Source organism: Citrobacter sp. TBCS-14, assembly GCF_005280805.1.
Classification (GTDB): Bacteria; Pseudomonadota; Gammaproteobacteria; order Enterobacterales; family Enterobacteriaceae; genus Citrobacter; species Citrobacter gillenii.
Map to the genome: position 1 here is coordinate 1 of NZ_SZWM01000268.1, position 535 is coordinate 535.

The 535-nt window shown below is 51.5% G+C and carries 2 protein-coding genes; both read left to right on the plus strand.

Annotated elements, in window-relative coordinates:
* On the plus strand, window positions 1-178 hold a 178-nt coding region (locus FDX22_RS12435), incomplete at its 5' end, for a dihydroxyacetone kinase subunit DhaK (RefSeq protein WP_186805306.1).
* Window positions 179-189: 11 nt separating this feature from the next.
* On the plus strand, window positions 190-535 hold a 346-nt coding region (locus FDX22_RS12440), incomplete at its 3' end, for a DAK2 domain-containing protein (protein WP_146717270.1).

The following is a 535-nucleotide window of genomic DNA, read 5'->3' on the forward strand; positions in this document are numbered from 1 at the left end:
CCGCCTTGAAAGCCGTTGCCAGGATGCCGGTATTGTCATCGAACGTAACCTGATTGGCTCTTACTGCACCTCTCTGGACATGACCGGTTTCTCAATCACCCTGCTACAAGTGGATGACGAAACGCTGAGCTTATGGGATGCACCGGTTCACACCCCTGCACTCAACTGGGGTAAATAAGGAGATTCATGATGTCCCTCACCAGAACACAAATCGTTAACTGGCTTTATCGCTGCGGTGAAATATTTATCACAGAAAGTGATTTTCTGACCGGTCTGGACCGGGAAATTGGCGACGCCGACCACGGCCTGAACATGCACCGTGGCTTCAGTAAAGTGGTCGAAAAACTGCCGTCCATTGCGGATAAAGANCACGGTCTGAATATGCACCGCGGCTTCAGTAAAGTGGTCGAAAAGCTCCCGTCCATTGCGGATAAAGATATCGGTTTTATTTTGAAAAATACCGGGATGGTACTGCTCTCAAGCGTCGGTGGTGCCAGTGGCCCGCTGTTCGGCACCTTTTTCATCCGCGCCGCGC